This is a genomic window from Polynucleobacter sp. UK-Mo-2m-Kol15, from assembly GCF_018881505.1.
Classification (GTDB): Bacteria; Pseudomonadota; Gammaproteobacteria; order Burkholderiales; family Burkholderiaceae; genus Polynucleobacter.
On record NZ_JACVQC010000001.1, the window covers coordinates 724726 to 747589 of the forward strand.

22 protein-coding genes are annotated in these 22864 nt (G+C 43.1%); 14 read left to right on the top strand and 8 right to left on the bottom strand.

From position 1 onward, the window contains the following. Positions 1 to 18 precede the first annotated feature (18 nt). Together ICN43_RS03840 and ICN43_RS03845 are read left to right on the top strand one after the other, a co-directional pair. On the top strand, positions 19 to 453 hold the full coding sequence (locus ICN43_RS03840) for a heme-binding protein (RefSeq protein ID WP_216197284.1): 435 nt from the start codon (positions 19 to 21) through the stop codon (positions 451 to 453). Positions 454 to 461: 8 nt separating this feature from the next. Beyond that, positions 462 to 1454: an ABC transporter substrate-binding protein gene (locus ICN43_RS03845; RefSeq protein WP_216197285.1), complete on the top strand. Its 993-nt coding sequence runs from the start codon at positions 462 to 464 to the stop codon at positions 1452 to 1454. A gap of 212 nt (positions 1455 to 1666) precedes the next feature. On the opposite strand, the gene ICN43_RS03850 is transcribed toward ICN43_RS03845, so the two are convergent. Both ICN43_RS03850 and ICN43_RS03855 read right to left on the bottom strand, forming a co-directional pair. Then, positions 1667 to 2656 carry an ABC transporter substrate-binding protein gene (locus ICN43_RS03850; RefSeq protein ID WP_216197286.1) on the bottom strand — a complete coding sequence of 330 codons (990 nt, stop codon included), beginning with the start codon at positions 2654 to 2656 and terminating at the stop codon, positions 1667 to 1669. Between the two features lie 306 nt (positions 2657 to 2962). Next, complete coding sequence (locus tag ICN43_RS03855; protein WP_216197287.1) at positions 2963 to 4189, bottom strand: amidase; 1227 nt, start codon at positions 4187 to 4189, stop codon at positions 2963 to 2965. Between the two features lie 82 nt (positions 4190 to 4271). Here ICN43_RS03855 and ICN43_RS03860 point away from each other — a divergent pair, with 82 nt between their 5' ends. Then, on the top strand, positions 4272 to 5162 hold the full coding sequence (locus tag ICN43_RS03860) for a polysaccharide deacetylase family protein (RefSeq protein WP_216197288.1): 891 nt from the start codon (positions 4272 to 4274) through the stop codon (positions 5160 to 5162). A gap of 27 nt (positions 5163 to 5189) precedes the next feature. On the opposite strand, the gene ICN43_RS03865 is transcribed toward ICN43_RS03860, so the two are convergent. The 3 genes from ICN43_RS03865 to ICN43_RS03875 form a co-directional block, all read right to left on the bottom strand. Further along, positions 5190 to 6449: an FAD binding domain-containing protein gene (locus ICN43_RS03865; protein WP_216197289.1), complete on the bottom strand. Its 1260-nt coding sequence runs from the start codon at positions 6447 to 6449 to the stop codon at positions 5190 to 5192. Positions 6450 to 6455: 6 nt separating this feature from the next. Continuing rightward, entirely contained in the window at positions 6456 to 6920 is a 465-nt protein-coding gene (locus ICN43_RS03870; RefSeq protein ID WP_216197290.1) for a VOC family protein, read from the bottom strand. 238 nt (positions 6921 to 7158) lie between these two features. Continuing rightward, positions 7159 to 8088, bottom strand: a complete 930-nt coding sequence (locus ICN43_RS03875) for an NAD(P)-dependent oxidoreductase (protein ID WP_216197291.1) — start codon at positions 8086 to 8088, stop codon at positions 7159 to 7161. A gap of 194 nt (positions 8089 to 8282) precedes the next feature. Between ICN43_RS03875 and ICN43_RS03880 the strand changes: the two genes are divergently transcribed. Both ICN43_RS03880 and ICN43_RS03885 read left to right on the top strand, forming a co-directional pair. After that, entirely contained in the window at positions 8283 to 9170 is an 888-nt protein-coding gene (locus tag ICN43_RS03880) for an NAD(P)-dependent oxidoreductase (protein WP_216197292.1), read from the top strand. A 145-nt stretch (positions 9171 to 9315) separates the two neighbouring features. Continuing rightward, positions 9316 to 10305, top strand: a complete 990-nt coding sequence (locus ICN43_RS03885; protein WP_216197293.1) for a tripartite tricarboxylate transporter substrate binding protein — start codon at positions 9316 to 9318, stop codon at positions 10303 to 10305. 22 nt (positions 10306 to 10327) lie between these two features. Here the strand turns inward: ICN43_RS03885 and ICN43_RS03890 are convergent, their stop codons facing one another. Continuing rightward, a complete protein-coding gene (locus ICN43_RS03890; protein ID WP_216197294.1) occupies positions 10328 to 11563 on the bottom strand; it encodes an amidohydrolase family protein in 1236 nt (411 codons plus the stop codon). Between the two features lie 179 nt (positions 11564 to 11742). Between ICN43_RS03890 and ICN43_RS03895 the strand changes: the two genes are divergently transcribed. Beyond that, the gene (locus tag ICN43_RS03895) at positions 11743 to 13143 is read left to right on the top strand and encodes a DHA2 family efflux MFS transporter permease subunit (RefSeq protein WP_216197295.1); all 1401 of its coding nucleotides are present in this window, start codon (positions 11743 to 11745) and stop codon (positions 13141 to 13143) included. A 46-nt stretch (positions 13144 to 13189) separates the two neighbouring features. Here ICN43_RS03895 and ICN43_RS03900 read toward each other — a convergent pair whose 3' ends face one another. Continuing rightward, on the bottom strand, positions 13190 to 13951 hold the full coding sequence (locus tag ICN43_RS03900; RefSeq protein ID WP_216197296.1) for a substrate-binding domain-containing protein: 762 nt from the start codon (positions 13949 to 13951) through the stop codon (positions 13190 to 13192). Positions 13952 to 14151: 200 nt separating this feature from the next. Here ICN43_RS03900 and ICN43_RS03905 point away from each other — a divergent pair, with 200 nt between their 5' ends. The 8 genes from ICN43_RS03905 to ICN43_RS03940 all read left to right on the top strand — a co-directional run bounded on the left by ICN43_RS03905 (position 14152) and on the right by ICN43_RS03940 (position 21713). Beyond that, positions 14152 to 14928, top strand: coding sequence for an alpha/beta fold hydrolase (locus ICN43_RS03905; protein ID WP_216197297.1), 777 nt, complete (start codon positions 14152 to 14154; stop codon positions 14926 to 14928). A 32-nt stretch (positions 14929 to 14960) separates the two neighbouring features. After that, positions 14961 to 15986: a Gfo/Idh/MocA family protein gene (locus ICN43_RS03910; RefSeq protein WP_216197298.1), complete on the top strand. Its 1026-nt coding sequence runs from the start codon at positions 14961 to 14963 to the stop codon at positions 15984 to 15986. Between the two features lie 3 nt (positions 15987 to 15989). Next, positions 15990 to 16697, top strand: coding sequence for a TetR/AcrR family transcriptional regulator (locus tag ICN43_RS03915; protein ID WP_216197299.1), 708 nt, complete (start codon positions 15990 to 15992; stop codon positions 16695 to 16697). A 103-nt stretch (positions 16698 to 16800) separates the two neighbouring features. After that, positions 16801 to 17301, top strand: a complete 501-nt coding sequence (locus ICN43_RS03920) for a flavin reductase family protein (protein ID WP_216197300.1) — start codon at positions 16801 to 16803, stop codon at positions 17299 to 17301. A gap of 42 nt (positions 17302 to 17343) precedes the next feature. Continuing rightward, positions 17344 to 18435 (top strand): LLM class flavin-dependent oxidoreductase, encoded by a 1092-nt coding sequence (locus tag ICN43_RS03925; RefSeq protein WP_216197301.1) that lies wholly within the window; start codon positions 17344 to 17346, stop codon positions 18433 to 18435. A 29-nt stretch (positions 18436 to 18464) separates the two neighbouring features. Beyond that, positions 18465 to 19487, top strand: coding sequence for a hypothetical protein (locus ICN43_RS03930; protein ID WP_216197302.1), 1023 nt, complete (start codon positions 18465 to 18467; stop codon positions 19485 to 19487). Positions 19488 to 19532: 45 nt separating this feature from the next. Further along, a complete protein-coding gene (locus ICN43_RS03935) occupies positions 19533 to 20597 on the top strand; it encodes a Gfo/Idh/MocA family protein (protein WP_216197303.1) in 1065 nt (354 codons plus the stop codon). A 3-nt stretch (positions 20598 to 20600) separates the two neighbouring features. Further along, the gene (locus tag ICN43_RS03940; RefSeq protein ID WP_216197304.1) at positions 20601 to 21713 is read left to right on the top strand and encodes a Gfo/Idh/MocA family protein; all 1113 of its coding nucleotides are present in this window, start codon (positions 20601 to 20603) and stop codon (positions 21711 to 21713) included. A gap of 132 nt (positions 21714 to 21845) precedes the next feature. Here the strand turns inward: ICN43_RS03940 and ICN43_RS03945 are convergent, their stop codons facing one another. Continuing rightward, complete coding sequence (locus ICN43_RS03945; RefSeq protein WP_216197305.1) at positions 21846 to 22832, bottom strand: tripartite tricarboxylate transporter substrate binding protein; 987 nt, start codon at positions 22830 to 22832, stop codon at positions 21846 to 21848. Positions 22833 to 22864: the final 32 nt, after the last annotated feature.

The window sequence follows — 22864 nt, forward strand, 5'->3', positions numbered from 1 at the left end:
TACTCAAGGAGAAACCCCATGTTAAATATTAAAAGAATATCCCTTGCCGAAGCAAAAATATTGATAGCGGGAGCAACTCAAAAGTCGGTGGAAATGAATATACCAATGTGTATCGCAGTGACCGATGAGTCTGGACATTTGGTGGCGTTTGATCGCATGGATGGTGGCAAAGTAAGTAGTAGCCCAATTGCGATTGATAAAGCTTTCACAGGCGCTGTTGCACGTAAGCCAACACATGTTTATAACGAACTATGCCAGCCTGGAAAATCTACCTTCGGGATTCATGTAACAAATAATGGTCACTTCAGCATCATTGGTGGTGGATTTCCGGTAACGGTTGATGGCCAAATTATTGGTGGTGTAGGAATCAGTTCCGGTACAGCAGCAGAGGATCAGGTGGTTGCTGAAGCGGCGCTAGTGTATTTCTATGAAAAAACTGGATATAAGGCTTAATATTTTTTATGTCTAAGCTCCCCTTAACCCTTGCTTGTTGGAACTACGACCGAACACGTGCATTAATGGAGGGGAGCATTGTCCCGGAAGGTATTGACCTCAATTATTTAAGTTTGCCAGTAGAGGAGATTTTTTTTCGGACTCTAAATCATCAAGAGTTTGATGTGGCGGAATTATCTCTTTCGTCTTATTTACTTTCATTGCAAAAACCTGAAAAACCATTTATTGCTATTCCAGTATTTCCATCATGCGCATTTCGTCATTCCGGAATATTCATAAATACCAACTCAGGAATTAAAGAGCCCAAAGATTTAATTGGTCGGCGTGTCGGTATTCCTGAATATCAAATGACAGCTGCTGTATGGATACGCGGGATATTGCAAGATGACTATGGCGTAGCATTTGATCAAGTTCATTATTTGACGGGCGGAGCTGAGCAGCCAGGACGAAGTGAAAAAATTAAATTGCAGTTACCTCCCAACATTAAAGTAGAGCCAATTGGGCAGGATCAGACTTTATCGCAAATGCTGAAAGATGGCGAGATAGATGCGCTTTATACAGCCCGCACACCCTCTTGTTTTCAGGGGAGTAATCCGCATATCAAAAGATTATTCCCCGAGTACGGGGAAGTCGAGCGCGCTTATTATTTAAGATCCAAGATCTTTCCAATCATGCACGTGATAGCGCTTAAACGCAGCGTTTATGAAGCTAACCCATGGATTGCCATGTCTTTATATAAAGCATTTATAGCGTCGCAAAAATTGGTTTATCAGGATATGAAAGAAACGGTAGTATCAAAAACCATGTTCCCTTGGATGAACTATTATTTAGATCAGGTCAGGGCTGAAATGGGTGAGGATTATTGGCCTTGGAATATTTCTGGAACGAAACATAATATTGAGACATTGATGCGGTATTCATGTGAGCATGGGCTGTTAAAGAGACCGCTCAGCATGGAAGAGATTTTTGCAAAAGAAACTTTTGCTGGATTTAAGATTTAATGACATCCAAAATATAATGACTTCATCATGAATGTCAAATTGACAGGTATGTGATTGAAGTTTGTGGTGGGCTGGGCTATCTATAAAGCAGAGATAAAAAAAGCCTCACAATAAAGGAGGCTTGCCATTCGGTTTTAGGCCAAATACCTAAAGGTTCGGGCGATGCTTTGGTTAATATTGGGGGATTAACCAAGCATTATTAGGAAATTATTTTAGGTCTTGAGTGATGCAATGGCTTTGTTGTAATAACTTAGATCAACGAACTGGTCGGGGTTGATGGGAGATGATTTTTCAAATTCCTGACGTATCGCTAGTAAATTTTTGAATCCCACCATGGAGAACTGGGCATCAACAGCAAGTCCAATTCTTGGGTTGGTCAAAATGCTGTAACTTTTTTCGATGATATCTGGGCTTAGGCCCAATCGTTTTTCCAGAAGAGCGAGCACTGCCGATCGATTGCTTGGGTTTAGACCCCAACGAACTGAGCGTATCCAAGCGGCAATATATTTTTCTATGACCTGACCATTAGCCTCTATGAATGGCTTCATAGCAAACATACCAGATGCTTGGTAAGGGCCTGCTAAGTCAATCAGCCAACCAAGACTTTTCATGCCCAAATCTGAGGCCTGAATTGAGAAAGGGGGATTTAGGGTTGAGACAGAATATTCTTTATTGCCTTGCATGGCTTTAAAGCGCATCGCAGTACTACCAATCACTTGAACCTTATATTCCCCTGGCTTGATTCCTGCAACATCGAGGGCTTTCATGGCCTGAAGAGCATATGCCGTATTAGGCGCATCAACGATGAGAGTCTTTCCTCTCAAGTCGCTGATTGATGTAATGTCAGGTTGAGCCATGAGTTGATTCATGCTAGAGTCACCACCCATCAAGATGATTGAAGGTTGTCCAGTCATCCTTTGAATCGCTACTGAGTTATCAACGGCGGAATGGGCAATATCGACTTTTCCACTCGCAAGATCCCCCCTTAACTCACTAGAGTTCATAGTGTAGGAGACGTCAAGATTTAAGCCGGCATTCGCAAAAAAACCGTTTTCTAAGCCAGCCCAAAGTGCTAGGTTTTGCGCACCCGGAAAAACTTTTACTTTGAGCTTAGTCTCATTTGCCATTACAAATCCTGCCTTACTAGCTATACCATAGCCGGCAATGGCACCTAAGGAATGAATAAACGTTCTGCGTCGCATGGTGTCTCCTTGAAATATCCTTAGCAAACAGAGCCCTGATTGCCAGTGGTTGTTGTAATTATTTCTACCTTGCTAAATATTAAATGCTTGTTTAATTTTTGGCAATCTGGGATTCCACTTAATTATTTTTAATAGTCTCAGATCAGGGGGTAGTTAACGCTAGACTCGATGCCCGATTAACCTGAGGATATTGGTGTGAATTAAAGCGATTCTATTGAAATAAGCGCAATTAAGCATGACTGAATTGGATGGATGAAAGAACTATGCTTAGTGCCGATAGAATTTCAATGGGTCTCTAATGCCTCATTAAATTTGCTGAATTGAGAATTTCTTGATGGCATGCAACAAGAAAAGGTCTTGTTGAGAGTTTGCTATTAGCGATACACCGAGTGGTGCATTTTCATATTGGCAAATTGGTATATTGACTTGAGGTAGGCCGCCAAGTCCCGCAATGCATAGAAGTTGAAATAATTGCTTTCTGACTTGCTCTAATTCAAGAGGGGAGGATGTCAGTAATGGAGCGATACATCCAGTGCTTGGCATTACGAGGATGACTTCAGTATTCTCATCGCCTAGATTATTGAGTAATTGCTTGAGATATTTTTCTATGCGGATTTTCTCTAATTTTGCCGCGGCAATAACATTGGGATCCAAAGATCTTGCAATCTCAAAGCGTTCTTTAATACCAGGGCCAAATTCATTCAGATGCTGTTCAGCCCATTGTCCATGCTCTTCCCAAATCTCTGAGGCCTGAATAATCCGAAAGTTCTCAGCCCATTGAGACAATGCTTCAGGTGCGATTGATATATCTTCGATTACCTCTTTAGATAGCAGAGTCAAAATCTCTTTTTTTAGTATTTCTGCAATAGGTTCCGGGGCTAATTGAAATGCCTCTTTTAGTAGGAAGTATTTTGGTTTTTTGTGAACAGTTGAGACCTTTTCATTCAATAGAATTTCGCCTACTTGCAGAAGAACATTGGGATCTTTTGCAAACCAACCAAGCGCATCAAAGCTCTTTGCTAGACCGCGCGCATGTTTTAGTGAGATGCGACCATGTGTTGTTCTAATGCCATAAATGCCACAGAAGCTTGCTGGTGCTCGTACTGATCCACCAGTGTCGGAGCCGATTGCAAAGTCGACTAGGCCGGCTGCAACTGCAGCGGCAGAGCCGCTCGAGGAACCGCCGGGAACGCGTAGCGGTGAGTGGCTATTTATAGGCGTGCCATAGTGTGCATTCATTCCGAGGATGCTATAGGTTAGTTCATCAGTATGAGTTTTGCCAAGCAGATTAGCACCTGCATTTGAGAGCGTTTCAACAAAGGCCGCAGTCGATGTTGGAATCGAATGAGAGTTAAGCCATGCAGGGCTACCAAATGCTGTAGGGATCCCGGCAATATCGTATATATCTTTTATGCCATAAGACAATCCGCTTAAGGGCCCCTCGTGACTAGCAGCAATACTAACTGGCGCATGTCGACAAAATGCAGCTACTGTATCTAACTCAAAAATATTTGAAGAGCCTTGTATTTTCACGATTTACATTTATAAAGTGGAGGGGTAAGATCTTAGCAATAAAGATTACTCAGATTATTAAACCATATTCAAAGATAAATATATGAATGAATTACTTAGCTCTCGTGTACCTTTTTCCGCGATCGTGGACAGGCCAAAATTAATATTGCCAGATTCTGCGCGGATGGTAGTTTGGTTGATTGTGAATATCGAACATTGGTCTATGGAAAGACCCATGCCAAGGACTGTTCTCTCGCCACCAATGGGCCAACCTCTGCAGCCTGATTTACCAAATTGGGCTTGGCATGAATATGGAATGCGTGTTGGTTTTTGGCGTATTTTTGAAGCGCTCAATCAGCGCAATATTATTCCGACATTAGCGACCAATGGAATTGTTTGTTCATCTTATCCAAGGGTAGCTGAGGCAGGTTTAAATAAGGGATGGGAGATGATGGGCCATGGCTATATTCAAGGCCCAATGCATAAGTTACTGAATCAGCAAGAGGCCATTGAGCAGACGGTGGATGCAATTAAGCAGTTTAGTGGCAAAGCCCCTGTTGGTTGGGAAAGTCCTGGTTTGACCGAAAATGATGCGACGATTGATTGTTTATCCAAGGCTGGGATTGAGTATGTTGCTGATTGGGTTTTAGATGATCAGCCTGTGTGGATTAATGCAAAGCCAAAACCTGTGCTATCAGTTCCTTACACCGTTGAACTAAACGATATCCCAATGATGTTGTTGCAAAGCAATCGTGGTGAAGAGATGTTCTTGCGTGGTGTTGATCAGTTTGAGCGCTTATGGTCTGAAAGTGCAACAATTCCAAGGGTAATGGCTTTGAGTATTCATCCCTATATTACTGGTGCACCACATCGCATTGGCTACTTTGAAAAATTACTAGATCATATCCAGCAAAAAGAAGGCGTTTTAATCAAGACGGGCGAATGGATTTCTGATTGGTATCGCACTCAAGTTGCGGCGCCACATTATGAATAGGCATTGTGCCCAAGGAAATGTATAGCATCAGTTTTTAACGCTAGTATTAGCAAATCCGTCTGGTACTGCTTTTCCTGTAGCTAGCAATCCACTAATATCGACAGCCGTTTCTGCCATTACGGTATTTGCATTTCTTTTCACATGATCATGCTCAAGAGAATTTTTTTGGCCTTGAGATTGCATGTAGAGCCCTAGATATTGAGCTCTTGCCACAACATCTTGACCGATCTTAAGGCGCTCATTGCTATAGGCTTGAAGGGCCACTGGGGTGGCGCCTAGATTTTTGATCTGTTTCGCAATCGCAATAGCTTCATCTCCGGCCTTCGTTACTCCCATTCCGACATGAGGACGCCCTACAAAGGCTGCGTCTCCCATTAATGCAATTCTGCCAAAGACGACTTGTTCAGATCGAAGATCATAGATAGGCTGCAGAAATGGGGCAGAAGTTTTTTCCAGAATTTCAGAAAATTGTGGCGCTAAATGAGTTTTAGCTATTTGACGAATATCCTCAATATTTTTCTTGGAGACTTTTAGTGGAGGGATGCCGGTTGGATAAAAAACGCCTTCATCATCCGTCAGAAGTTTAATCAGTTCATCTGATTCGGTAGCTCCTCGATACCAGACAAAGTTATACCCCCGCATTCCGGGTCTTAAGTCATTGTTTTGGCCTGCCACTGGATAGCCCAGCATTTGCTCGCCTTTTGGTAGACAAAATCCGAAATAATCAAACAAAGTATCTAAGGTTAATTTTGAGAGGCGATTTTCATCGCAGACCCCGCGCCATGCGATATAACCAGCGTATTTTGGTTTAATCTCGGGCGCTAATTGGGCTCGAATTGTTGAGCGAATGCCATCCGAAGCAATTAACAGATCTGCAGTAAATTTACTACCATCCGCACAGCTTACATATACTTGGTCACTATCTTGATTCACAAAATGAACATTTTTTCCTTGTAGATAGCGATCCTCTGGAAAGTTTGTTTTAAGGAGTTGATACAGCCGACTCCATGAGGTGAGTATTTGCGGAAGATCCATGTCGGCGAGACACTGGCCATCATGACCAAGTGTTACTCGCTTTTTTACTAACACTCCAAGCGAGTCATCGACTTGAATACCTGCTTCGCAAAGCGCATCAGCAAGGGCGCTATGAGTGACAATTCCTGCGCCACGTCCATTAAGTAGGCCAGTAGCTTTCTCTAGTAGGATTACGTCATGCCCTTGTTTAAGCAACATATTTGCTGCAAATAGTCCACCAAGAGAGCCGCCAACGACGATGATTTTTGCCATTATTAATCAGAGCGCCTTAAATTTTTCATCTAGAGCTAGCTTTTCATGAGCAGGGTAGTTCAGCTCAATGACTATTCCATTGGGGTCTTCAAGAAAAATTTGATGCAACTGAATTACCGGCACAGTTCTCTCTTGGTAGTGAAGGCCCAGCACTTTTAATTGCTTTAATTTTTCCTCTAATCCTGTTGCAAAAAAAGCAATATGATCAACAGCACCAGAGCCCTTTAGAGTCGAGGGATCACGATCGCCTAAATATTGCTGCAATCCTTTGGGGTTAGTCTTATCGATGGCAATTAAATGTAGTACTGAATTTGACCAATCGTCATGCGAACCGTTATATAGCCAGACACCTGGAAAGGGGAAGTCTGGTCTTGGACCCATCGTGAGACCTAATAATTGAGTAAAAAATGTTGTTGTTTTTTCAAGCTCTAAAGTTCGAATCGAGAAGTGATTTAAGCTAAGTTTATTCATGATGACTCTGTATTGAAGGTAAACAACATTTTTTAAATTAAGGAAGCTACAGTGTTTTTTGCTAGACCTAAGTTTAATTTAACAGAAAATCAACAGTGTGCATCATCAATCTAGCCGATACATAATGAGGCATCGATGCTTAGGCTATGCTGTATTTCAGTCTTATTGCCTATCGTGGAGATGAGTCGAACTAAACCGGACAACATGCGTCCGATTTAGTATTTATCACCAAGTCGATTTATTTGAGTGCGCTCATTCTGCGTAGGACATCATAAACAGCTGCTGTATCATTTTCTGCATGACCTGCACCCATGGCTGCGTTGTAAATAGCTTGAGACGCGGCAAATAGGGGTGCTGGTGTATTGGTTTGTGCAAGGGCTGCAGTAATCAGTTTCATATCCTTTTGCCAGATTGAAACTTTCATCGTAGCTTCATCCCAGTTTTCCTTCACCATCACAGGGCCGCGCACGCTAAACATGCGGGAGCCGCCGGCACCATCTGCCAATACTTTAACTGTGGTTTCGGGATCAATACCCCAATTTTTCCCTAGCAAAATTGCTTCTGCAGTGGAGACGTTATGAATTGCTACCAATAAATTAGCCATGAGCTTTAGCTTCATGCCATTTCCAAAACTGCCTACATAGTAATTTGCTTTTGCAAATCCAGAAAAGACATGCTCCATTTTTTTGACCGCTGCAGCTTGGCCACTGGAGTAAATGGAGAGATCTTTTGTTTTAGCTTGGGCGCCGGTTCCCGAGAGAGGGCAATCCAGAAGAGTAATCCCCTTTGCATCTAAAATTTTCTTTGCAGCTGCTTTATCATCCAAATCAAGCGTACTTGCCTCGGCAATAACAAGCCCTTTTTTCCCGCTCGCTGCAATTGCTTTAGCGCTATCGATGAGTGCATTGGCGCTCGGAAGGGATGAGATGATAAATTTTGCCTGCTTACCTAACTCACCTGCAGATTTGACGACTCTACCGCCAGCTTTGGTTAATCTTTTTTGACAGGTAGGGTTTGGGTCAAATCCAATAACATCAAATCCGGCCTTTAAAAGGTTCCCTGAAATAGCTGATCCCATGATCCCCAGGCCTAGCACCCCAACAGTTTCGAGTGCTGGTGATGAATTTTTAGGGGTAGATTTTTTAGTAACTTTTTTTATTGTGGTCATGGTTGTCTCTTATGGGTGAAAATCAATAATTAGATGCAGTTAAGTTGAATTTAGTTAGAGCATGAATGACTATTTTTATTATCAATTCAGCTTTTATAGTATTTAATCATAAATTGTTATAGTAAACATTTATTGAAATGCACTTGAGTGGGGCGACTGTTTGCACCCTGAATAATAAAAAACTTGGAGATATGATGAAGATAGGTCTAGTTGGGACTGGAAGACTTGGTGGAGGGATAGTTGAGCGCCTCCTAAGCGTAGGTCATGAGGTTTTTATTTGGAACCGCTCGCCAGAGAAAGCGCATCACCTAGTTGAGTTGGGCGCAATCTTAATGGCCTCGCCTGCCAAAGTAGTGGATGCATCTGAAATTATCTTATCTGTATTAACCGATGCCGATGCAATTGATGCTACTTACTCTGGTCCCAATGGAATCTTGTCGGTAAATTTGAAGGATAAGGTTTGCATTGAGATGAGTACAGTGCGACCTGAAACACAAATTGCTTTGGCTGCCAAGGTAATTGCTGCTGGGGGTGGGTTTGTGGAGTGTCCGGTTAGCGGTACGGTAATGCCTGCAAAAGAGGGGACTTTATTTGGCCTTGTTGGTGGAGACGCCCTCTCGGTAGAGAAGGTAATGCCACTGTTGCAACAAATGTGTCGTCGCATAGAGCATGTGGGTGCAGTTGGTTCTGGATCCAGCTTGAAGTTAGCGATTAATCTACCTTTACTAGTTTACTGGGAGGCACTCGCGGAGGCGATTGCACTGACGCAGCCAATTGGTTTAGATCCAGAGCGTCTGTTAGATATATTGGCTGATACTTCTGGAGCCCCTAACGCGTTAAAGGCACGCGGTCCAAAAATTGCTGCAGCCCTCAAGAGTGGGAAGCCCGGAGCTACTTTTTTCAACATTGATTCAGTACGTAAAGATTTGCGGACTATGGTTGAAGAGGGCAAAAGCCTAGGCTACACATTGCCGGTAACTCAGGCTGCATTAGCTTCATACGATAGATCCTCAGAGGCGGGTTATGGTGCCTGCGATGGATCTGAGTTAGTCACTTCTTGGCTGGCAATAGCAAAAAAATGATGTCATTGCTTTGTTGATAGGTTGTTATTTAACTAGGAATGATGGTTTTTTGCTTACCGCATCGCAACATTTTTTATTGTAATTTTTATGCATAATGAGATTTAGCGTCCTCAATTAGAAGGGCGAAATAACTGGAGGCAAATCTATGATTAACAGATGTCGATCGCATTTAGCAAAGCTATCTTTAGTTGTTCTTACTAGCTTGTGCGCATTTACTACTTCGAATGTTTTGGCGCAAGCATTTCCTAATAAGCCGGTGCGCTTAATCGTGACTTACCCTCCGGGAGGTAGCTCAGACTTAATGGGCCGCCTAATGGCGAAGAAGCTCAGTGAGCTTTGGGGGCAGCCAGTGATTGTCGAAAATAAGGGCGGTGCTGCTGGATCTATTGGTATGGATTTTGCTGCACGACAAGCTCCAGATGGCTATTCATTTGTTTTGGGCAACTTTGGTCCTGCTTTAGTTAATCCCCTGATGAGTAAGGTGAGCTACAACATGGAAAAGGATTTCATTCCGATTTCCTTAACAGCCTCAGGCCCCAATGTTTTAGTTGTGCCAGCAAATTCGCCATACAAGAGCTTGCAAGAGTTATTAGATGCGGCTAAAGCAAAACCGAATGCTTTGAATTTCGGCACTAGTGGTCCAGGAAGTATGTCGCATATTGCTACTGAGATGATCATGCGTCAGTCTGGTGTTCAAATGACTAATGTCCCTTATAAAGGTGGTGGCTTGGCCTTAGTTGATTTAATGGCAGGACAGATTGATTTTATTGTTTCGGATGCCTTGCCTGCTGCCGAGCATATTAAGTCAGGAAAGCTACGCCCGCTGGCGATTACCAGTGGATCAAGGACTCCCCTGGTTCCTGGTGTTCCTACTTTCTCTGAAGGTGGCTTACCAGGCTTTGTTGCCCTCACTTGGTGGGGTGTCTTTTTGCCAGCCGCGACTCCTAAAGATATTCAGGATAAGTACTACACCTCTTTGGTAAAAGTGATGGGGGATCCTGAAATCAAAGAGCGATTTGCTGCAATGGGAGTACAGGCGCAAGCAACTACTCCTGAGGAGTTTAAGGCTTACCTAGCAGCAGAAAATGCGCGTTATTCCAAACTTATTGTAGAGAACAAAATTAAGGCAGACTAATTTTCTAGAATGCCTTAATAAGTTAAGCTTTAATTTTTAGAAGCTTCATTGCATTTAACCCTTGGATTTTTTGACGATCATCTTTTGTTAGTTTTTTGACTGAGTTAATTAATCCAAGGGGGTCTACTTCTCCCATATCGTATGGATAATCTGTACCCAGCAGAACATGATCGGCACCATAGACATCAATTAGATGTCTGAGCATGGTGGGATCAAATGTAATCGTGTCAAAGTAAATTTTCTTTAGGTAATTTGACGGCTTCGATTTGATGACGGTACGGCAGTCTGGTCGTGCGCGCCAAGCATGATCCATGCGGGCCCAGTAGTGGGCTAGATATCCACCACCATGTGCTGCAATAAATTTAATTTTTGGGTTCTTGGCAATGACGCCATCAAAAATGAGATGGCTTACCGCTAGCGTTGTATCCAAAGGATTGCCAATAACATTATTAAAGTAATGATTTACAAGGCGATCTGCCTGAGTAGTGCCTAAGGGGTGCATAAAAATCACAACCCCAAGTTCATTTGCCTTAGCAAAGAATTTATCGAGCTTTAAGCGTGGATCTGTCAGGTCCATTCCATTTACATTGGTATTAATCTCTACGCCACGTAGGCCTAATTTTTTGACCGCATACTCTAATTCACGTACAGCCAGCTCGGCATTTTGCAGTGGAACGGATCCGAGGCCGACAAACCGATCTGGATGATCGGCCACAATCTTGGCTATACCTTCGTTCACTTCTCGAGCAATACTGGCACCTAAATCTGGTTCTGTGAAGTAAAAATATTGGAACGGGGCAGGGCATACTGCCTGAATATCAACACCCATTTTGTCCATATCGCGGATGCGCTCGGTAATGCCGGTGAGCTTAGACGCTCTATCAGCCATTTGCTTTACGTTAGTTTGTCGCGTTAAGTCGTTAGCAAAAATAATGGACGTATCGTATTTTCCTGCCTCTAAGTACTCAGTTTTTTTGGCAACCTCAGGATTGAGGTAGTGACAGTGAATATCAACAACTTTTAATTTACCTTTTCGGTCCTTGCTGAGGACTCGAGTCTTCTCGCTAGGCTTTGAAGCTTTTTTTGCAGCAGCAGAGCCCTCTTTTTTTAATATTTTGCTTGCTCGAGATTTAGAATCTCTTTGCAATGCAGCAATAGTCCTATCTGCCAAGTTTTCTTGTGCAGTTGCACTGTGGAAATTATCTGCTGAGTGTTGGTGGGCTGGATCGCTACAAGATGGGCTGCAGGTAAAAAACATAACTTCCCCTTACATAAGAATAAATATTAATTGTAATTAGTCGCTGCGACCCTGATGAATGGGTTCTTATTATCAGCATTATGGAGCATATTCTTAATAAATTGCTACTCAATTTTTTCAGTGCAATTCTTTTGATGGGTAGTCAATCGCAATTCAATTAAGCTTTATGATTACTCAAAATGAATTCCAAAAACTTTGATCTCGTAATTTATTTAGTGGCTGCCACCTTCTTTATGGAGAATTTGGATGGCACCATTATTGCCACATCATTGCCGTCGATGGCTAGCGATTTTGGCAGCAGTGAAATTGATGTTGCATCAGGCATGACTAGCTATTTACTCACATTGGCAGTCTTAATACCGGTAAGCGGATGGTTTTCTGATCGTTTTGGGGCGCGACGTATATTTACTCTAGCGATTGCAATTTTTACTGGGGCATCCATTCTCTGTGGCTTGAGTGATTCGCTATCTATGTTCATCCTTGCCAGAGTGTTGCAGGGAGTGGGTGGAGCCTTGATGGTTCCCGTTGGTCGAGCAGTAGTGTTGCGCGGAACCCCAAAAGAAGGAGTCATCCGTGCCGTAGCGCTAATTACTTGGCCTGGTTTAATTGCTCCAGTTGTTGGTCCGGCTATTGGCGGATTCATTACCACCTACGCAAGTTGGCACTGGATTTTTTTTATTAATGTGCCATTGGGTCTCATTGGAATTTTCATGAGCCTATCTCTATTGGAGCAAAGCCAAGAGATCCAGCAAAAGCCATTTGATTATTTTGGGTTTATTTTTAGCGGACTCGCTTTAGCAACATTTATATATTGTCTTGAGCTATCCCATCATTTCGAAAGAAATCTCTGGCTTCTGCTAATCACTTTGAGTATTTGTATCATCAGTGCCTATCTCGCTTATCGCCATTTACGCATATGTGAATATCCCTTGATGGATTTGAAGTTATTGGATATTCCCAGTTTTGCTGTCAGCATTCAAGCGGGTATTATTTTTAGGACAACTTTATCTGCAGTTCCGTTTCTCATGCCATTACTTTTCCAGTTGGCGTTTGGAATGGACGCTTTTACCGCCGGGCTAATGGTGCTGAGTATTTTTGTTGGCAATTTAGCAATGAAGGCAGTCACATCGCCTATCCTGCACCGCTTCGGCTTTAAACGAGTGATGATCATCAATGGGGTTTTATCGATACTATCGATTATTGCTTGCGCCTTCATTAGCCCGAGTATGGCACTCCCCATCATCTTGCTCATATTATTTTTGAATGGCATTTTTAGATCAATGCAATTTACCTCTATTAATACTATAGGTTTTGCAGATCTCTTGGGTAAGCAGATTGGTTCTGCCTCTGCTATTACAAGCACTTCTATGCAGCTGGCTAATGCCCTTGGAGTTGCTTTAGCGTCTCTAGGTTTAGTTCTTGCACAAAATCTTCGAGACCCCCAATCTACTGTGTTGAGTTTGGCGGATTTTCAAATGAGTCTTGTATTGATAGCCCTCATTAGCTTTACAGGCCTATTTAGCTTGCTGAAATTACCAAACCATGCAGGTGATGACATCAGGAAAAACTCAGGCAGCTAGTCTTTGCATTCTGGATAGTTCGGAATTAGCTGCCTTACTGCTAGATTTACTCAATCCCTACTTTCTGAAACTGCCCATTAGAGCGTGCAGTATTTATATTGTTTAAAAAAGTTTTTGCAAGTTCGGCATTAGGAGAGGAGATACTAACCCCTGCGTCATAGCTGGTGTAGTTTTGAACTTCTGAGGGTAGGGGGCCTGCATACTGTAAACCCTTGGGTTCAAATAACATAATTTCAGTGATTGCTCCAAAGCCAATTTCGTTCCCACTGCCTTTTATGATGTGCATTAAGACAGATTCGCCATTGTCGTAACGGATTATTTTCGATTGAATGGCATCCATTACTCCAAGTTTGGAAAATAACTTATCTAGATAGAGTCCAGTAGAAGCTTTGTTGTAGATAATCCTGTCAGCTAGCAATACGGATTTTTTTAAGTCCTCTACATTTTGAATAAGGGGCTTGGTCATGCCGGATCTAACTGTGATGCCTGCGCCAACTTTACCCACATAAACATTAGCGCCTGCCTGCAGTTTTCCTTGCTTAAGCTGGTCATTAATTAATGCATTGGGCGCTATCAAGATGTCGAACTCTTGATTGGCGGATAAGCGCTCTCTTAGCTGGGGGCCAGTGCCAAACTGAATTTTTGCTCGATGAGCTGTACTTTTTTCAAATTGATGGATTGCGATTTCTAGGCCAGGTTCAACTGCCCCAGCACTCATGATTTTCAGCTCGACCGCCAACGTTAAGGAGGGCAGCATAAAAATAGTCAGCATTAAAAAGAACGGGCGGCTAATCATTTTGAATTTCATGGGCTACTCCTACTGATGATTTAAAAGGTTGCTTAATATGCTTTGAGTCAGCTGATTGTATTGATTGCTAAATAAAACCTTGAGTATCGACTTAGGAATTTGCTACTATATTAATGATCAAGTGATCAATTTAATGGAATAATATGACCAATGCAAGAAATTGCATGGCGAGGTTCATTCTTGTGGAAGAGGTAAATGAAATGCAATTGAATACTAAGACAGCATTCGTTTTTGAGGGTAAGTTAGGCGCACCAGTGCTGGTATTTGCTAATTCTTTAGCTGCTACCCCGCAAATGTGGGATGCCCAGGTGAAAGTTTTGTCACAGCATTATCAGATCTTGCGTTATAGCTACCGAGGTCATGGTGATACAGCCCCTCAAGGCAATGAAGCCAATATGGAAGATTTGCAGCAAGACTTATTGGGCTTACTGGATTATCTGAATATCGAGAAATTTTCTTTTATTGGCTTGTCACTTGGTGCCATGTTGGGTCTTTACCTTGCGGCCAAGAATCCGAATAGAGTTACCTCATTGATAGCTGCTAATTTTCGCCCATTTCAGACTGATGTCTCAAGAGAGCAATGGAATCAGCGTATTGAGTCTGTAGGGCAAAATGGTATCGGGGCAATTGTAGATGGAACTGCCGACCGTTGGTTATCTGAAGATTTTCGCAAGGCGCATCCAGAGATTGATCAGGGGATTCGCCAAATGATTCGGGGGACATCATCCGATGGTTTTATGTCGTGCGCAAAGGCTGTGCGCGATTATGATGCCCGCCCCTTTTTAGGTGAAATTCAATGTCCAGTGCTGCTGATTTCAGGGTCTATAGATATTGCCGCGCCTATTAGCGAATTCCCTGCAGTCCAAGCCTCTATTAAGAATTGTCAATATTTGCAATTAGATGCCGCACATATTTCAAACGTAGAGTGTGAGAGTGAATTCACGGGTGCTGTCGTAAATTTTTTACATTCGGTTTAAATATAAAAATAAAATATGAGGAGATAGAAAGTATGAGTCAGACACAACTTCGCGTTGCAGTGATTGGTTATGGTTGGTGGGGCAAGACAATTGTTGCCACACTGCAAGAGAGTAAGTTCATTAAGGTAGAGATGGTAGTTGAGCAAGAAGCTGCAGCTCGTGACGCAGCTAAAGTGCTCGGAGAAAAGACTGGCTTTATTGTTTCAGATTCTTATGAAGATGCCATTAATAATACAAATGTGGACGCGGTGATTTTATGTACGCCCCATAAATTACATTCAGCGCAGATTACCGCCGCCGCAAAAGCTAGCAAGCATGTATTTTGTGAAAAGCCCTTATGTTTAACTCTCAATGATGCTGTCGCCGCTGTCTCTGCTTGTAAGGCTGCTGGTGTCATGCTGGGCATTGGCCATGAAAGGCGATTTGAACCTGCCATTATCGATTTACGTCAGCGGATTGCCGATGGTGAGTTGGGCACGATTCTGCAGATCGAGGGTAACTTTAGTCAAGATAAGTTCTTTGCTTTACCGCCAGACAATTGGCGCCTGTCCAAAGAGCTGGCTCCATGCGGTCCACTGTCGGCTACAGGTATTCATTTAGTGGATTTGGCGATTGCAATATTGGGGCCAGCAGAATCTGTTTTAGCGAGGTTAAATACATTAGCAAGTAATTTTGCAAATGGCGATTCCCTTGCAATTATGCTTGGCTTTAAGGGTGGTCCAACTGCATTGATTAGTGCAATTCTTGCTACACCATTTGATGGTCGATTTACTGTCTATGGCTCAAAAGGTTGGGTTGAAGTGCGCGATAGAACCCATCCTGAAAATCCTACTGGTTGGGATATCAGCATGGTTTTTAGTGGCAAAGAAAAAGTGGCCCACTTCAATGATCCCCATCCAACGGTGCGATCTAACCTTGAAGCCTTTGCGAAAGGCGTGCTTGGTATCAGCCCTTATCCTGTAACTACCGATGAAATGCTGGCAAATGTAGCTGCTCTCGAATCGATTATGAAATCGGCTGAGAGTGGTTTAATCGAAAAGGTCCCCTCTATCGCCTGATATATGCTTACGACTACTAGCAAAAAACTATCATCTACATCTTCAAGCCCTACGCCAAGGCGTAGGTTGAAGCGTGAAGATCGAGATCGAGAAATTGCACAGGAAGCAGTTGCTTTTTTTGCTGAAGTTGGATTTGATGGGGACACACGTGAGCTTGCTCGGCGATTGGGCGTTACTCAATCTTTAATATTTCGATATTTCCCATCTAAAGCTGCGCTAATTGAACGTGTTTACCAAGAGGTTTATGTTGGAAGGTGGAACCCCTATTGGGAGTCCATTATTGCCGACCGCTCTGTGTCGCTTGAGGCCAGATTACTGCGTTTTTATAAGGATTACGCTCGTATTGCATTGACTTATGATTGGGTCCGCATTTTCATGTTCTCTGGACTGAGGGGTGAAAACATTAATGCTCGGTATCTTGATTTTCTGCGCAGCAGAGTGCTGGAGCCGATTGCCAAAGAATTGCGTGCGGAGCTAGGGCTCGCAGGGGTCGATGAAATCCCTGTTACTGAAGAAGAGGTAGAGCTAATTTGGGGTATTAATGCCCGAGTGTTCTATCTAGGGCAGCGTCTTTGGGTCTTTAATGCTCCTCTATCCCTCGATATTGATCAAATTATTGATCAAACGATTAGCTCCTTTTTAGCCGGTTCTAGGGAGATAGTTCCTGACTTGGTAAAGCGCTCCCTAACAAAATCCCAAAGCACCTCCTAAGCTATCAAGGGTTTTCCCTTATTGATATAGATCAAATGATCACTTATAAAGTGATCAAGTGATTACTTAATTCACTAAATTTGTAAGCTAATGGGGTTACGAGATGAACATTGAAGTGTGCGGCGATCAGTTTGACTCAAGGGAATTAAGGAATGTCCTGGGTTGCTTTGGAACGGGTGTCACCGTTGTTACAACGCTAACTGACTCTGGCGAGCGGGTCGGATTAACTGCTAATTCATTTAGCTCAGTATCTTTAGATCCCCCCATTGTCTTGTGGAGCCTGGGAAAGAAATCTCAGAATCTTTCAGTCTTTCAAGATTCAGGAAGATTCGTGGTCAACGTTTTGGGAGCAGATCAACTCCATTTATCTAATCAGTTTGCAAAACCAGTTGCTGATCGATTCGCGGGAGTAAAGCATGGTCCAGGCCTCGGGGGCCTGCCAGTGATTCATGATTGCGCGGCCAATATTGAATGCGAAACATTAAGCGCACAAGAGGTTGGTGATCACATTCTATTTTTGGGAAAAATTGTTCGTTATTCCTATTTGAAAAAAGATACGCTCCTGTTTTGTAATGGGGCCTATGCAAAGGCTACAGAGGTTTGATATAGCCTAAGTAGTGAGATATTAAAACTAATCGGAGAGATGATGAAATATAGTACCTTTATGATGCCCTTGCATCCCCCAGGAAGAAATATTGTTGAGACTTTAAGGGAGGATCAAGAAGCCATTATTTTGGCTGATCAATTGGGTTTTTCTGAAGCGTATGTTGGTGAGCACGTAACCGATGCTGCAGAGACAGTCACCTCCTCAATGATTTTTTTGGCAACGCTAATTCATCAAACCAAAAATATTATGCTGGGTACTGGCACGATCAATGTGCCAAATTCTCATCCGGCAAATGTGGCAGCACAGGCAGCGATGATGGATCACCTACTTCAAGGTAGATTCATTATGGGTGTTAGCCCAGGTGGATTAATGTCTGATGCTGAGGTATTTGGAAACTTTGACAAAGATAGAAATGCGATGTTTGTTGAAGGAATTAATACGGTACTAAAGATATGGGAATCTGAGCCACCCTACAACATCAAAGGGGACTACTGGAATATCTCCGTTGAAAAAACAATGGCAACGGAAATTGGACAGGGTTTCATCATGAAGCCTTTTCAAAAACCACATCCATTAATTGTTGGTACGGCAGTAGCTCCGTTTTCGAAGGGAGTTACGGAAATGGCTAAACGTGGATGGCAACCAATTTCTGCCCCATTTTTACTTCCTGAGTGGGTCAAAACGCACTGGCCAAAGTATGTTGAGGGGCGCGAAGCTGTCGGAGCTGTAGCTCACCCTGATGAATGGCGTGTTGCCAAAAGTATTTTTGTGGCGGATGATGAGGCTACAGCAAGACGCTATGCATTGGAGGAGGGCGGTCCCTATCATTTTTACTTTAAGCAACTAGTTCGTAAGCTAGTAGGTGGTGGTGGGCGCGGTAACTTATTTAAGCTAGATCAAAACATGCCTGACTCTGAAATCACAATTGATTATGTGACCAAGCGTCTGGTGATTGCTGGCACAGTAGATTCTGTAGTAGACCAGATTTTAGCTTTTAGAGATGTGATAGGTGACTTTGGTCAGCTACTTTATGCCTGTCATGATTGGATGGATCCAAAGCTGGCCAGACGTTCAATGGAATTATTTGCCACTGAAGTCATGCCGCGGGTGAATGCTGCAATTAAGTCCTAATGTAGTCAGTCTTTAACTAAGGAGGCATCATGAATTTAAAGCGCTTGCTAGTAAATTCAGCATTACTTATTTTTGGGGTAATGGGCTCACAGTATTCATCAGCAGCAAAAGATTTGCCATTAGATCCAGATAACACTGTTTATAAAAGAATGGTGACCCAAGGGCCAGCTACGCGAATCATTGAGACGCTGTATAAGTGTCCGGTGACTGTTAGGAATCATCGTTTAAGTGCAGTGGGAAAAATCACTGCAACTGATGGAACGGTCATTACGATGCCTGCTGAAACTGCATTACAAAAAGGGCTTGGACCGAGTAGCGCCAATCTCTATAGTGAGTGTGCGCAAATTACGCCTAAAAATGCTTCAGAGGTCTCCACCGGGGATGTGCCCTTGGTAGTTGTTGATCCTGACGGTGAAATCATTACTGGATATATCGTTGCAGATAATTACTATGAGATGTGGGTCAATGGGAAATTAGTCTCCGTTGACAATACTCCATACACTCCATTTAATTCAGCGATCGTCAAATTCAAAGTCAAGCGGCCTTACACGATGGCATTTTTATTGGTGGATTGGGATGAGCAATTAGGTTTGGGGATGGAGCAATTTCCAGTCCCGGTCACTGAAAAAACAAGTCAATGGTACCCAGGCGACGGTGGCTTAATTGCGAAGTTTAGTGATGGCACGGTTACAGATAGCTCATGGAAGGCGCAAACGTTTTATATCGCCCCATTAAATGATCCATCTGAAGTTGTTGAAAAAGGCAATGTTCATGACACACCGCAAAAGGGGCGAGTTCATCCGTTTGCAAAGAAACCAGATTGCAAAGATCAATGCTTTGCGGTTCATTACCCTATTCCAGAAAAGTGGCAAACCAAGCGTTTTAATGATTTGAGTTGGCCAAGAGCCTGGGAGTATACCGATGAGGATATTGGAGTTAATAATTTGCCGGCCTATACTCGTTACCCAGAATTATTCTCGGGCGCGCGTTGGATCTGGACTCAGAATTTAGTATTTGATAATGTAGTGATTGCACGTAAAACAGTTCGATAAATTAAGCAGTATTTTTATATATTTAATGTTAAGAGGGTGAAAGACATGAAACAAATTAATCTTGGAATTATTGGTACTGGTTGGTGTGGTGGAATTCGTGCAGAGACTGCTCGCGGAAGCGCACTGATTAAGGATATTCATATTGCAGAGACTAATGAACTGCGTCTTAAAGAAATGGCGAATTTAGTAGAAGCTAAAACAGCTACGACAGATTATCGCGAACTATTAAAAATACAAGATATTGATGCGGTCATGATTTCAGCCACTCCAGAAACTACCCATTATCCAATCGCGCGAGATGCGTTATTGGCAGGTAAACATGTGTTCATGGAAAAGCCGATTGCAATAGAGCTTTCAGAAGCTGATGAGTTAATTGCTTTAGCTAAAAAATCAAATTTAAAGTTCAGTATTGGTTACTCACAGCGATTTAATCCTAAATTTGCTTACGTTAAAAAATCAATTACCAATGGCACCATTGGTCGTCCAGTAAGCGTCTTGGTTAGCCGCCACATTACCCGTAGTTTGGGTAAAAAGATTACTGGACGCGGTAAGCTGTCTCCGGCTGCAATGGAGTCAACCCACGATTTGGATTTTGTATTTTGGTGTCTAGAGCCAGCAAAGCCTGTCAAGGTCTATTCCCAATTGAATTTCGGGGCAATGCGTGAATCGACCGGCGCTGAGATTCCAGATACCCAATGGATCACAGTCACAATGGATAGCGGACTTTCATTTGTGGTCGGTGGTGGCTGGAGCTTGCCACTCGGTTATCCAAACTTTTCCACAACTTGGATTGAGTTTCTTGGTACCGAAGGTGCAGTAATGGTCGATGATAGTCACAAAGATGTGGTGATTAACACCATGGAAAAGGGTATGCAGTTGCCAATGTCTACCATGCCTGGTGAGAAAGTGGATCACGTGTTTGCTGGCCCAATGGCTGCAGAAACCATTCATTTTATTGAGGCAGTAGTTTTTGATAGGCCCGTACTCGTCACTGGTGAGCAGGCTCGTACTGTGATGGAGGTCTACATGGCCGCAGATCTCTCTGCTGAGACTGGTAACCCAGTCTATCTGCCTTTGCCCGAAGAAAAACTTAAAGTAGTCGCGGGGTAATTGATGAGAGATCGCCAAGCAAAAAATATCGGCTTAGCTATTGTTGGCGCTGGTCGAGTCGGCTTATTTCGAGGTGAAGTAGCGGCTCGCCATGCTCAAGTTGGTTGGATCGGGATTGCAGAAAAAAATCCAGAACGAGCCAAGCTCATAGCTGAAAAATTGAAGGCAGATTTTGTAACATCTGACTATCGGGAGCTATTAAACAGGCCCGAAGTCAATGCGACCATTATTTCAACAGATGAGCACTTGCACGTTGATCCGATTTTGCTAGCGGCAGAGCGTAAACACTCCTTAATGATTGAAAAGCCCTTAGCTACTGATCTAGGTGATTCAGCAAGAGTTTTAGCTGCGATCCAAGCAGCTGGTGTCGATGCCGTTGTGGGCTATACCCAGCGATTTCGTCGTCGCTGGTTGGCTGCAAAGGAGAAGGTGAGTACAGGTCAACTGGGTGATGTCACGCTAGTCTCTTCTCGTGCCTTTATGAATCGATTGGTTGCAATTGATAACTATAAGAGAACTGATCACCCTGAAAAAATTTCTCCGATGGTGATATCCGGAACACATGCTTTGGATATTGTGATGTGGATGATGGAGGGTAAAACTCCAGTGGAGATTTATGCGCGCTCCATTGATAAGGCCCTGGGGCCTGAGTGGAAGGGGATTGATGCAACCTCTGGGGTGATTACGTTCTCCGATGGAACTATTTATCAATCAACTATTTCTTGGGCATTGCCAGTAGTTTGGCCTGGAGCGGTTTATAGCCTGGATGTTGGTATTGTTGGAACTGAGGGTGTATTAACTATTGATGATACTCATCGCGATATTGTGCTGGCAACTAGCAAGTCTCAGGGTGAAGGTTATGCGCCTGATTCTGCTCGACGTGTTGATTTCATGGGAAGCTATCCTCCAGGAGATATGGCCTTGGGAGAGCTTCGTGGTCCAATGCGTGAGGAGACAGAATCTTGGTTAAATCGCGTGGCATTGGGCTTGCCTACTCCTGCTGCTACAGCTGCTGAGGCGCATCGCAATTTGATGCTAACCAAGGCATTCGACTTATCTGCAAGATTGAAAAAGCCGATTTCATTGCCAATAGAGCCTAGTGACGATATTTACTAAGAAAACTCAATTTATTAGAGTTTCTGTAAGTTATTTAGTTCTCACTCTTTGCGCTTTGTTAAGCTGATTTCCCCCTGTCATAAAATAAAAACACCAACTCGAAAGTTGGTGTTTTTATTTATACAACACAATCTAGTCAATCTTAATTCCAGAATCCTTAACCACTTTTGCAAATTTATTAAATTCGGTTTTAACAAGTGCGCTGAATTCTGCAGGAGTACTTCCAATAGGGTCAGCACCCTCGCGAAGAAAGCGATCACGAATCTCAGGCTGTTTAATTGCTCGCGCTGTTTCCTTATAGATCTGGTCTACGATCTGTGGCGGCGTATTAGTAGCAACAAACATTCCAAACCAAGTATTGATATCGTAACCAGTTAATCCGGCTTCAGCCAAGGTTGGGATATCTTTCGCAGCTAATGAGCGTGTAATTGTAGTCACCGCCATCGCCTTTAAACGACCATCCTTCACCAAAGGGAGGGCATTCACAATTGGAATAAATGCAACCTCTACCTCACCCGCAACAACAGCATTCAGTGCGGGGCCAGCGCCCTTGTAAGGCACATGGACCATAGATGCTCCAGTAGCGGAATTAAACATCTCTCCAGCCAAATGACTACCAGCGCCATTACCTGAGGTTGAATAGTTTAACTTTCCAGGGTTAGCTTTAGCATACGCAATAAATTCTTTGACATTGTTCGCGGGAACTTTTGGGTTAATCACCACTACAAAAGGCATTTGCGCTACCTGGGTTACCGGCACTAGATCTTTAAGCGTATCGTAATTTAAATTTTTATAGAGATGTGGAGCAATCACGGTGCTAGTTGATTGCGCCATTAAAATCGTATAACCATTTGGCTGTGATTTTGAGACAAACTCAGCCGCAATCGTGCCAGATGCGCCTGATTTATTTTCGACCACAATGCTTTGTCCCATGTAATCTCCCAGCTGATTACTGATGGTGCGAGTAATAAAGTCGGCTCCACCCCCAGCAGAGGCCGGCACGATAACCTTAATTGGCCGATTTGGGTATGGTTGCGCGTTTACTGCATTATGGAGACATGCTAAGCTTGCAAATGCCCCCATCGTAATGAAAATTTTTCTCAGTAAAAAAGATTTCATGCTCTACCTCATGTTAGGTGCTATAGGTTGTA

Coding starts and splice junctions, on each gene's coding strand:
- ICN43_RS03840 (WP_216197284.1), top strand. CDS start 19: ATGTTAAATATTAAAAGAATATCCCTTGCCGAAGCAAAAATATTGATA.
- ICN43_RS03845 (WP_216197285.1), top strand. CDS start 462: ATGTCTAAGCTCCCCTTAACCCTTGCTTGTTGGAACTACGACCGAACA.
- ICN43_RS03850 (WP_216197286.1), bottom strand. CDS start 2,656: ATGCGACGCAGAACGTTTATTCATTCCTTAGGTGCCATTGCCGGCTAT.
- ICN43_RS03860 (WP_216197288.1), top strand. CDS start 4,272: ATGAATGAATTACTTAGCTCTCGTGTACCTTTTTCCGCGATCGTGGAC.
- ICN43_RS03865 (WP_216197289.1), bottom strand. CDS start 6,449: ATGGCAAAAATCATCGTCGTTGGCGGCTCTCTTGGTGGACTATTTGCA.
- ICN43_RS03870 (WP_216197290.1), bottom strand. CDS start 6,920: ATGAATAAACTTAGCTTAAATCACTTCTCGATTCGAACTTTAGAGCTT.
- ICN43_RS03875 (WP_216197291.1), bottom strand. CDS start 8,088: ATGACCACAATAAAAAAAGTTACTAAAAAATCTACCCCTAAAAATTCA.
- ICN43_RS03880 (WP_216197292.1), top strand. CDS start 8,283: ATGAAGATAGGTCTAGTTGGGACTGGAAGACTTGGTGGAGGGATAGTT.
- ICN43_RS03885 (WP_216197293.1), top strand. CDS start 9,316: ATGATTAACAGATGTCGATCGCATTTAGCAAAGCTATCTTTAGTTGTT.
- ICN43_RS03890 (WP_216197294.1), bottom strand. CDS start 11,563: ATGTTTTTTACCTGCAGCCCATCTTGTAGCGATCCAGCCCACCAACAC.
- ICN43_RS03895 (WP_216197295.1), top strand. CDS start 11,743: ATGAATTCCAAAAACTTTGATCTCGTAATTTATTTAGTGGCTGCCACC.
- ICN43_RS03900 (WP_216197296.1), bottom strand. CDS start 13,951: ATGAAATTCAAAATGATTAGCCGCCCGTTCTTTTTAATGCTGACTATT.
- ICN43_RS03905 (WP_216197297.1), top strand. CDS start 14,152: ATGCAATTGAATACTAAGACAGCATTCGTTTTTGAGGGTAAGTTAGGC.
- ICN43_RS03910 (WP_216197298.1), top strand. CDS start 14,961: ATGAGTCAGACACAACTTCGCGTTGCAGTGATTGGTTATGGTTGGTGG.
- ICN43_RS03915 (WP_216197299.1), top strand. CDS start 15,990: ATGCTTACGACTACTAGCAAAAAACTATCATCTACATCTTCAAGCCCT.
- ICN43_RS03920 (WP_216197300.1), top strand. CDS start 16,801: ATGAACATTGAAGTGTGCGGCGATCAGTTTGACTCAAGGGAATTAAGG.
- ICN43_RS03925 (WP_216197301.1), top strand. CDS start 17,344: ATGAAATATAGTACCTTTATGATGCCCTTGCATCCCCCAGGAAGAAAT.
- ICN43_RS03930 (WP_216197302.1), top strand. CDS start 18,465: ATGAATTTAAAGCGCTTGCTAGTAAATTCAGCATTACTTATTTTTGGG.
- ICN43_RS03935 (WP_216197303.1), top strand. CDS start 19,533: ATGAAACAAATTAATCTTGGAATTATTGGTACTGGTTGGTGTGGTGGA.
- ICN43_RS03940 (WP_216197304.1), top strand. CDS start 20,601: ATGAGAGATCGCCAAGCAAAAAATATCGGCTTAGCTATTGTTGGCGCT.
- ICN43_RS03945 (WP_216197305.1), bottom strand. CDS start 22,832: ATGAAATCTTTTTTACTGAGAAAAATTTTCATTACGATGGGGGCATTT.